This is a genomic window from Paenibacillus sp. GYB004, from assembly GCF_036577605.1.
In the GTDB taxonomy this organism is placed as follows: domain Bacteria; phylum Bacillota; class Bacilli; order Paenibacillales; family NBRC-103111; genus Paenibacillus_AB; species Paenibacillus_AB oceani.
Genome location: NZ_JARBDB010000023.1, coordinates 1 through 9,523 on the forward strand (window position 1 = coordinate 1; position 9,523 = coordinate 9,523).

Genomic DNA, 9,523 nt, shown 5'->3' on the forward strand with positions numbered 1-9,523 from the left:
TCAATAATGCCGCGCAGTATCTCGTGGGGATCGACATCATCAATACGTTATCCCAGCACTACAGGGTGTCGGCCCCCATCTGGCATGACAACGCCGAGGCTGTCACGGTCCGACCTGAGACCGACGCCCAGGTGATTCGACTGATCGTTTCCGAGCCGGACAAGCGGCTGCGAGTGGAGACGGTATGCAAGGCAGATGACGGCTTGCTCGTCGTGGACAATGAGGTGATCGGATGAGCGGGGAGAGCGGCATTGTAGAAATCAAGGTTGTTACCGGAAAAGCCCGCTATGTGGACGCCCGAACAGAAACACTGTACATCGACGGAAAAGAATGGATGACAGCAGGCCCACTGTGTGAATGTCCAGAAGACGCCATTCTTGAGCGCGACCTGCTGGGTCCTTCCGATTTCGCCAGCCTATTGAAGTCATTTTTGAAAGAACACCGCGGCAAGAAGGTGCGGTTTGTATATGAAGACAAAGCCGAGGAGGAAGAAGAATGACTCAAGCCGTTGCAAAGAAGGAATTAACGCAATCCGAACGATTCATGAATATGGTAGTTTCCAATTTTTCATCAGGGGTCGGGGAAGTGGCGCTGACCAATTTCCAGAAGAGACTCGCACAAAATTACTTCATCTCGCTTGATGCATCCCTGAAATTGGCCGAAGAAAAGCGCCAGAAAAGCAGCAGAAATAGTCAAAGTCCACCAATTATTTGGCAGAACGTTAACATGGAAAAGCTGTCCCGTGATGTGGTTGCTCACGCTCGGATAGGTTTTGATCCGGCGCAAAAAAATCACATAAACATGGTTCCTTTCTTCAATAAGACTCTCGGTAAGTATGACATAGGATTTGTCGAAGGCTACCGCGGTATGGAACTGAAGGCAGTAAAGTACGGACTTGATGTGCCAGACCGTGTTATTGTCGAGGTCGTTTATGCTACTGACCGTTTCAAATCGTTCAAGAAGGACCGTAACAACAAAGTCGAGACTTATGAATTTGAAGTCATTAATGAGTTTGATCGGGGCGATATCGTCGGCGGCTTTTACTACCATGAGTATTTTCAACGGCCGGAGAAAAACAAACTCGTTGTCATGAATTTGAAAGATATCCTAAAACGTCGGCCTGATCGAGCAAGCCCCGAATTTTGGGGTGGGGAAAAGGACGTTTGGGAATGGGACGATCAGAAGAAAAAGAACGTCAAGAAAGGAACCGAAACGGTTGAAGGCTGGTACGAAAAAATGGTTTGGAAGACCATATACCGGGCAGCTCATGGCGACGTCACGATCGACAGCCAGAAAATCGACGACGATTATATGCGGCTGCGGCAAGCCGAGTCCGAATTTGCAGAAGCTGATGCAGATCAGGAGATCGCTGAGAACGCGAACCGCGAGGTGATCGACGTGACTCCAACAGCGGAGCCGCAGCAATCAACTGCTGACGAAGAGACACCTAAACCCCAACCGGAAGATAAGAAGACACCTGAGAAGGCAGGAGCAAGCCCGAACGCAGACGAGATGGAGCTCGATTTCTAATGATCGATATCTATCCCATCGCCAGCAGCAACGTAGGTGGGAACTTGGAGATATGGCGAGATATTTTGGGGATGGAAGGTCTTTATCAGGTGTCCAACACAGGAAAAATTCGAAGCTTTAAGCAGTCGAAGACAGGAAAAATACTGTCGATCAGAAACAAGACAGGGTGGTATTTAACCATTATCCTGATCGATCAAAAAAATCAACGATTAACCAGACGGGTTCACCGGCTCGTCGCTGAAGCGTTTATACCAAATCCAGCCGGTAAGCCTGAAGTTAATCACTTAGACGGGAATAAGCAAAACAACCATGTCGAAAATCTTGAGTGGGTCAGCGCATCAGAGAATGTCCAACACGCTGTTGCGCTTAATCCTCAAATGGTTGAGCCAATGAGGAAGTACAATCAATCAATTCGTCCTAATCCCGTTCAGCAATTTTCGCTTGATGGACAGTTTATTTCCGAATACCGAAATGCCAAGGAAGCATGGAGAGCGACTAAGGTTTGCAGCCGCAACATTCTACAAGTGGCACACGGAGATGAATATAAGCCCGGAAAAACAAGGAAACAAGCAGGCGGATTCATCTGGAAGTTTCGAGACGAGGACGGAGGTGATCCTGTTGCAAATTGAACCGCTCGCTTCAAGCAGTGCAGGGAACTGTTATCTGATCAGTGATGGACACACCAAAATCCTTATTGAGTGTGGGCTGCCCATTGACAGGATACGTAAAGGGTGTGGTTTCAAGCTCCATGAGGTTAAGGCGTGCCTTATCTCTCATGAGCACTGACCACGGCGATCATAGTAAGTCAGCTAAGGATATTATGCGAGCGGCGATTCCTGTATACACGAGCGCCGGCACGGCAGCCGCCATTGGGTTATCCGGCCACCGGTTGCGGACCGTAGAGGCGAACAAGCAATTCACGGTTGGCACCTGGACGATCTTGCCTTTCGATGTCGAGCACGATGTGGAGGAGCCGCTGGGGTTCCTCCTTACGAATCCGACGGGCGACAAACTGGTATTTTTGACTGATACATATTATTGCAAATACCGGTTCGGCGGTATCACACACCTGATGGTCGAATGTAATTACGCGCTAGATATCGTAAACAGGCGGGTGGAGGCGGGCGAGCTTCACCCGTCGCAGAAGCGACGCCTGCTGACCTCCCATTTCAGCCTGGAGCACGTCAAAGACTTTTTGCGAGCCAACGACATGCGTTCGCTCCGTGAGGTCTGGCTGCTCCATTTGAGCGACGGGAATAGCGATGCGGATCGCTTCCGCCGAGAAGTACAGGAAGTCACCGGGGCGGTCGTCCGGGTGGCTGAGCGATGATCGATAGCGTCCCTCAAAAGGTCCTGATCGCACAAGCGATATGGGACCTTCCTTCACCAGAAGAGCGCAAGGCGGCCATCGTGCACTACCTTGAAAAGTCATACCCGCACTATAAGCCGGTCCGGACAGAGCGACCATTCGTGCTGTGCGAGGACACAAGGAGGGAGTCGTCGTGAAGATAGAACAGCTTGATCTTTTCTCCATCATCGAGCCCGAGGCTCCGAAACGCGAACTTCCTCCGGCCCGGCCGGCGCCACTGAATGGGATGTATTATGAGCGGGCGACCGATATGTTCGTTGGATACACGCAGGGGAAGCGACTGCAGGCTATCGCTGCGAAGCATTGCGGCTGGCCGAAAGATTGGCAGGAGAAGACAAAGAGGGAGCGTGCTATATAAATGCGAGAAGTTTTGAATATTACTTGCCGGGTTTGTTCGGGTCAACATGAAGTAAAGGTGAAACCCTGTGATTTAGACAAATATCGTACCGGAACCCATGCGCAGCATGCTTTCCCTTACTTAAATGCTAACGAAAGAGAACTCATCATTTCAGGTGTCTGCGGGAAGTGCTTCGACGAAATGTTTGTCGGAGATGAAGATGAAATGTAGAGGGAGCTGTCGGTATGAAGCAAGGTAAGCGCCCGACGCGGCGTGAAATGAAGGTGCTCGCTGGATTCGGTTTGAGCCCTGAAAGTTGGCTCATTACGAAGCGCTTGCCGGCGTCCTTACACTTGATCCACCGGCAAACGGGGACGATTAAAGTGATTCCGGTGGAATAGGAGGAGGTCGCGAGGATGGCGAATCCGCAACCGGATCAGTTTACCAAACTATCAAATGAATTGTACGAAGCCATCATGAAAACTGATTTCTCCAAGCGTCAGCGTAGCATAATTGATCTTATCATTCGCTTGAGTTACGGGTGCAGGAAGAAATCCGCCGTCCTTCGATCTTCCGACTTTGAGTTGGTGGGCGTTCTTCGGGGGCATATCAAAAAAGAGTTGGATTACCTGCAGATGGTCAATGTGCTGCAAATCGACGGCGAAATATTCGCTTTAAACAAAAATTATGACACATGGCGGATCGGTATTTCAAAGGGATTCAACCAAGAAAAATACCAAAAAGTGCTTGGTCGGAACCTTCAAAATGTTACTGAAACGGTAACAAAAGTTACTGAAACGGTAACAAATCCCGATGACGAAGAAGTTACTGAAATAGTAACAAATGTTACTGAAACGGTAACAAAAGTTACTGAAACGGTAACAAATCCCGATGACGAAGAAGTTACTGAAATAGTAACAAATGTTACTGAAACGGTAACAAAAGTTACTGAAATGGTAACTGACGATCAGGGCGATTTTCAGGGAGAGTTACCAAAACAGGAACAGGGATGTTACCAAAACAGTAACAGTGATGTTACCAAAACAGTAACAGGGACCACCGACGAGCCCTTGTCTGGCGCGGCCTCCGGGGCGCCTAAAGACATTATTAAAGACAGTATTAAAGATATTAAAGAAGATACTGAGGAACTTATTACTAAACAAGATACAGAGCCATCGTCAACAACCAAAACGGATTTTTCGTTTTCGCGGATGTATCAAATCTATGAACAGCATTTTGCGAAGGACGGTAAAATAACCGATTTGGAGGTCGAGGACCTTATCGATCAATTCGACACTTTTGGCGGTGAATGGCTGCTTGATGCGATGCGAGAGGCGGTAAGGCAAAACAAACGGTCGCTCGCCTATATTAACGGCATCTTGCAAGGGTACAAAAGTCGTGGCGGTACACAACGTGAGAACAAAGCTATCGTTCCCGCTGGAATCGGGAATCCAGACGGAAAGCCGAATCGGCAGCAACTTCAGAACGAACTTGCAGCTCAGAAGATCAGGGAGGCTGAAGCGCGTGAAAGAGAGCGAGATCAGGAAAATTTTTATGCTGATCCAGAACGCTTATAGCAATTTCGTTTATGACGACTTTAAAGTCGAGTTCTGGCGTCAGACGCTGGAAGATGTTCCGTTTGATCTGGCCGAGGCGAACCTGTACCAGCACATTCGCAACCCAGAGAACCGGTTCCCGCCGCATCCCGGCGTTTTGGCCGAACGCCCAGTACAGGCAGCGGAAGGCCCATACATCCCCAACGCCGAAGAAACGCGAATCATGCTGGAAGAAATGTACTCAGTGACGCCGGTTCCGCCTACACAGGGGTTTTTGGAGATGAAAGCGAGGTTGCTGGGCGATGGTAAATGACATGCCACCGCTGCCGACGCCGCCGGAGGAGCGGGTGCCGCCACACAACATCGAGGCGGAATGGGCTGTTTTGGGGGCGGTGCTGCTCGATCCGGTCGCTATGGACACAGCGTCGGATTTGCTCCGAGGCGATGAGTTTTACGTCGCCAAGCACCGGCAAATATTCACGGCCATGATTGAACTCTACGATGCGGGCGAGCCGATAGACCTGGTCACGCTGACGGAGCGGCTGCAAGAGCGCCAACAGCTGGAGGTGGTTGGCGGCGTTAGTTTTTTGAGCGAACTAGCCAACTCGGTTCCGACGGCGGCCAATATCAGCTACTATGCGGCGATCGTCAAGGAAAAGGATTCGCATAGGCAAGCAATTAAGGAGTTACAACGGCTTGAGGCTGAGGCGTGGCGGACGGATGATCCGAACAAACTCATCGCGTCCATGCAAACCAAAGCCGACAAGCTTTCCGAGCAGACAAAAGCGGCGAAAACGCCCTTCCGCGTTCTCAAAGACGTTGCTTACGAATTCTACGGGAACTTGGAAAAGGCATCAATGACAAAGGACGCCGGCGGAATTACAGGGCTTCGATCCGGCTTTGACGACTTCGACAGGGCAACATCCGGACTGCAGCGATCCGACCTGATTATCGTGGCGGCCCGGCCGTCGGTCGGGAAGACGGCGTTCGCGCTGAATGTCGCTCAAAACGTTGGGGTCCGGGTCGGCGAAAGCGTCGCGGTGTTTTCTCTCGAAATGGGCGCTGTGCAGCTATTCGGCCGTATGGTGGCAGCCGAAGGAAATATCGACGCATCTCGGATGCGGACCGGAAACCTGCTGCCGGAGGATTGGGAAAAGGTTACGATTGCGATCAGCATGATCACAGAAGCGCCGATCTTCATCGACGATTCGCCGGCCATAACCGTCAACGATATCCGCGCCAAGTGCCGGCAGCTCAAAAAGGAGCGGGGATTGGGCCTGATATTGATTGATTACCTGCAGCTTATAAAGGGGCGGGGGGCAAACCGGCAAGAGGAGGTTTCGCATATCTCCCGGACACTCAAACAGATTGCCCGCGAGTTGGACGTTCCCGTCATTGCGCTTTCGCAGCTCAGTCGGGGCGTCGAGCAGCGGCAGGACAAGCGGCCGATGATGTCCGACCTTCGGGAATCCGGCTCGATCGAGCAGGACGCGGATATCGTAGCGTTTCTGTACCGGGACGACTACTACGACAAAGAGTCGGAGAAGAAGAACATTATCGAAATCATCATTGCCAAGCAGCGGAACGGTCCGGTCGGCACCGTTGAACTGGCATTCCTCAAGCAATTTAATAAGTTTGCCAATCTGGATCGATCGCACCACGAAGAACAGCAGGCGAAGGCGAAGCCGACGTCTCCGAAAGAGAGGGATCGGAGGAGTTGGGCGTAAAAAAGCAGCTTGACCCGATTTTCCAAATGCGGAACCGGATCGTAATCAAACACCGTGGGCAAGTAGTCGGCGAGGTGTACACGCTACGGCGACCGTGGCCGGTACCGATCCGGCCGAGGAGGCGGGCCAAGTGATCCAGTTTACCATATACGGCGAACCGGTAGCACAGGGGCGTCCCCGGGCTTCTTCGCAGGGCGGCTTCGTCCGTTTGTATGATCCGAAAAAGAGCCGGGATTACAAGGACTATATTCGTTTGGCTGCCGCTGAGCATGCACCCTCCGCGTTGCTTGAAGGGCCATTGGCTATGATGGTTACGGCATTCAGACCCATTCCCAAGAGCTTTAGTCAGAAAAAGGCGGTCGCTGCAGAACGTGGAGATATTCTCCCCACATCCAAGCCGGATGCAGATAATTACCTGAAAGCTGTTAAGGACGCTCTTAAAGGCGTGATTTGGAAAGATGACAGCCAAGTAGTAGACGCTTACGTCCGCAAACGATACAGCGTACGACCGCGTATCGAAATTAAAATAAGACAAATTGGAGAGTGACAGCACGATGAAGAAGCAATTTACAACAACCCTCGAAGGCGTTACAAGCAACAAGACCAAAACGACGATCAAGCTCTCGATGAGCAATAAGGACGCGATGGTCTTCAACCAACGATACCTGCAGTCGTTGGACAAGGAACTGATTGTATCGTTCGATGATCCGCAAACGCAAATGGACCTGGACGACGAAGACGAGCGTCCCGAGCGCCGGAAGATTACGACCGATCAATTCGGCGTGGTCGAATCCGTTGGCAGACAGTTGGACTTCGGCGACGCTAAGCCGGCGAATGATCAGGTGCCCGCTACCAACCCGGCCGAGCAGGCTGAGGCGGAACCCGGAGCTCATGAGGCGGCCGGGCATGCGGACGAGTATGCGGGTAAGGAGATCGTCATAACACGAAGTAATTTGGGCGATGACGGCGAAGGGAACAGCGATACGGTCGAATATGTCTTCCCGATCGTCAGCGGGACCGGGCGGACGCCGAAAAAATATATCAACGGCGAAGATGCTGGGGTCATCCTGGGCGACAACGTGAAAAACGAACTCGATCTGGAACATTCAGAGGGCTGCTATGCGATCGAGGATTTGCTTAAAGCCGGCGGCATCCTCGTGGGTGTACAAGACGGTGCGTCTGCGGCTGAACAGGACGAATTGGAATGGGATGGACAGTCGGATAAAGGCTCTGATGGCGGTGATGACGAGTTGAGCGACTGGGAACGTGAGGTTTTGGGCGAAGGGCAAACGGACGACGCCGATTCTCTTGAAGCTGCTGGTGCAGACAAGCAGGAGCGGGATGCAGTGGCCGATACGGTTAATGTTGAAACCTACATCCTTACAGTTCGGCCATCTTTCGATGACATTCCGTACGAGTTCCCCGCACTGCTCGAACGTCGTAATGCGGGAGAGACGTGGAAAGCGATATCCGAATCGATCGGCGTTGGCAATAAAGAGCTCGGCAACGCATGGCGCCGGTACAAGGATAGGGCGGCCGCTCAGCAATCAGCAGGCAAATGAAGAATGAGCCCCTACAATCGATTTTAAGTCCTTCGAAGTAACGGACGTATAAAACCATTAACTGCATAGATAAGACACGACAGCGCCCCCGCCGAGCAATTGGCGGGGGCGTATACAAAGGGCATGGAGGTGCTACATGCAATGAGCATAGGTAGAGGTTCGCCTGAAAAGACCCCGGTACCGAAAAAGGAAACTGAATCAAGGAACAATGCGAACGGTCCAGTGAAATCATACACGCTTACCCCTGAAGAGTTGGCTAAGATCGGAGAGAAACCGGCTCCGCTTTTCAAAAAATGGGAGCCCACGCTCACCCGAGATGAATATCTTCAAAACCGGATCGACGGTAAGAGTCGGGATGACATCAAGCTGAGATGGTTTAATAACGAGCATGACAAATTGGTCAAGCAGCTCCGGGAGTGGAAGTTGACCTCGCCCGAAAAGGAGAGTGATGAAATGGTTGCGAAGCAACTGTCCGGATTTACTCGGGATATGTATTTGGAGCGTCGTGCATCTGGGGAGACTCGGACGCAGATCATGGGATCTCTCAAAGTGTACACCACACCGTTCTATTCGTTACTCGAAGAGTGGGGCCTGAAGGACAAGACGGTTGAAGCAAAAGTTCTGGCGGGCTTTAAAGCACAAGAACCGAAAGGGACTCCTGCCGATCGAGAGCCAGAGGAACGCCGCTGCGAGCAGCCGGTTCCTACGGGAGACAGAATCCTTTCTCGGGTCGAACAACGTGCGGTCGAAAAGGAGAAAGAGCTTAACGACGTGACGGAACTGGCCGAGACGTGGCAGGACGAAGCAAATCGCCTGCGGGAAGACAATGAGAACCTTGAGATTCAGCTTGAGGAGATGGTAGCAAAACGGAAGCAGGAGAATGAACAAGCGGACAGAATGCTCCTGGAGCTGAAGCAGAACAAGGACACGGAGATTAACGTAATTATCGATAAATGGTCGAAAATCGTTGCGGAACGGGATCTGGTCAATGACGGTCTTAATGACAGAATTGACGAGGTGAACGGCGAGAATAACCGCCTGAAAGAAGCGCTCGAGGGGGCGGCCGTCGTCGCCAATCATGCCAACGCGCGGATCGTCGAGTTGGAGGAAGAAAAGAAGATTTGGAAAATGAAGTTCGAAGGCTCTGTTGACATTGGTGAAGCAGAATATCAGCGATCAGAGGAATTCGAGCGCGAGAATACCCGTCTCAAATCCGAAATTGCTATCGCAAACGATGTGGTGGACAGCCTCCGGAGTCGGGTTAGAAAGCTGGAGTACGAGAGGGAACGGAACGAGGGGTTTATGTTTATTCGTGTGCCGATCCTCCAGGGCGAGCATCCGATAGGACAGCGTGTTGATACCGTAAGGATGGTTGAGCTTTTCGCTTCAGAGATCGAGTCGGCGAGCATGGATCGCGGGCGCGCAGCAATGGAGTTGTTCCA

General features: G+C 51.6%; 12 protein-coding genes and 1 pseudogene. All 13 read left to right on the forward strand.

Annotated elements, in window-relative coordinates; genetic code table 11:
- A pseudogene (locus PV433_RS10500) lies at positions 1-236 on the forward strand (hypothetical protein); the annotation flags it as partial.
- Positions 233-499: a hypothetical protein gene (locus PV433_RS10505; RefSeq protein ID WP_332072098.1), complete on the forward strand. Its 267-nt coding sequence runs from the start codon at positions 233-235 to the stop codon at positions 497-499. The pseudogene PV433_RS10500 and the gene PV433_RS10505, both read left to right, overlap by 4 nt.
- A complete protein-coding gene (locus tag PV433_RS10510; RefSeq protein WP_332072099.1) occupies positions 496-1,530 on the forward strand; it encodes a recombinase RecT in 1,035 nt (344 codons plus the stop codon). The genes PV433_RS10505 and PV433_RS10510 overlap by 4 nt, the downstream gene beginning before the upstream one ends.
- Positions 1,530-2,159 (forward strand): NUMOD4 domain-containing protein, encoded by a 630-nt coding sequence (locus PV433_RS10515; protein ID WP_332072100.1) that lies wholly within the window; start codon positions 1,530-1,532, stop codon positions 2,157-2,159. The genes PV433_RS10510 and PV433_RS10515 overlap by 1 nt, the downstream gene beginning before the upstream one ends.
- A gap of 146 nt (positions 2,160-2,305) precedes the next feature.
- The gene (locus tag PV433_RS10520) at positions 2,306-2,860 is read left to right on the forward strand and encodes an MBL fold metallo-hydrolase (RefSeq protein ID WP_332072101.1); all 555 of its coding nucleotides are present in this window, start codon (positions 2,306-2,308) and stop codon (positions 2,858-2,860) included.
- A 172-nt stretch (positions 2,861-3,032) separates the two neighbouring features.
- Positions 3,033-3,257 carry a hypothetical protein gene (locus PV433_RS10525; RefSeq protein ID WP_332072102.1) on the forward strand — a complete coding sequence of 75 codons (225 nt, stop codon included), beginning with the start codon at positions 3,033-3,035 and terminating at the stop codon, positions 3,255-3,257.
- 224 nt (positions 3,258-3,481) lie between these two features.
- The gene (locus tag PV433_RS34055; protein WP_442951499.1) at positions 3,482-3,637 is read left to right on the forward strand and encodes a DUF6906 family protein; all 156 of its coding nucleotides are present in this window, start codon (positions 3,482-3,484) and stop codon (positions 3,635-3,637) included.
- 15 nt (positions 3,638-3,652) lie between these two features.
- On the forward strand, positions 3,653-4,813 hold the full coding sequence (locus tag PV433_RS10530; protein ID WP_332072103.1) for a replication protein: 1,161 nt from the start codon (positions 3,653-3,655) through the stop codon (positions 4,811-4,813).
- The gene (locus PV433_RS10535) at positions 4,761-5,105 is read left to right on the forward strand and encodes a hypothetical protein (protein WP_332072104.1); all 345 of its coding nucleotides are present in this window, start codon (positions 4,761-4,763) and stop codon (positions 5,103-5,105) included. Before PV433_RS10530 ends, PV433_RS10535 begins: the two co-directional genes overlap by 53 nt.
- The gene (gene dnaB, locus PV433_RS10540) at positions 5,095-6,519 is read left to right on the forward strand and encodes a replicative DNA helicase (RefSeq protein ID WP_332072105.1); all 1,425 of its coding nucleotides are present in this window, start codon (positions 5,095-5,097) and stop codon (positions 6,517-6,519) included. Before PV433_RS10535 ends, dnaB begins: the two co-directional genes overlap by 11 nt.
- Before the next feature lie 130 nt (positions 6,520-6,649).
- Positions 6,650-7,066 (forward strand): RusA family crossover junction endodeoxyribonuclease, encoded by a 417-nt coding sequence (locus PV433_RS10545; protein WP_332072106.1) that lies wholly within the window; start codon positions 6,650-6,652, stop codon positions 7,064-7,066.
- A 7-nt stretch (positions 7,067-7,073) separates the two neighbouring features.
- On the forward strand, positions 7,074-8,081 hold the full coding sequence (locus PV433_RS10550) for a hypothetical protein (RefSeq protein ID WP_332072107.1): 1,008 nt from the start codon (positions 7,074-7,076) through the stop codon (positions 8,079-8,081).
- Between the two features lie 141 nt (positions 8,082-8,222).
- Positions 8,223-9,523: hypothetical protein (locus PV433_RS10555; RefSeq protein WP_332072108.1), on the forward strand; the 1,301-nt coding region annotated here is incomplete at its 3' end.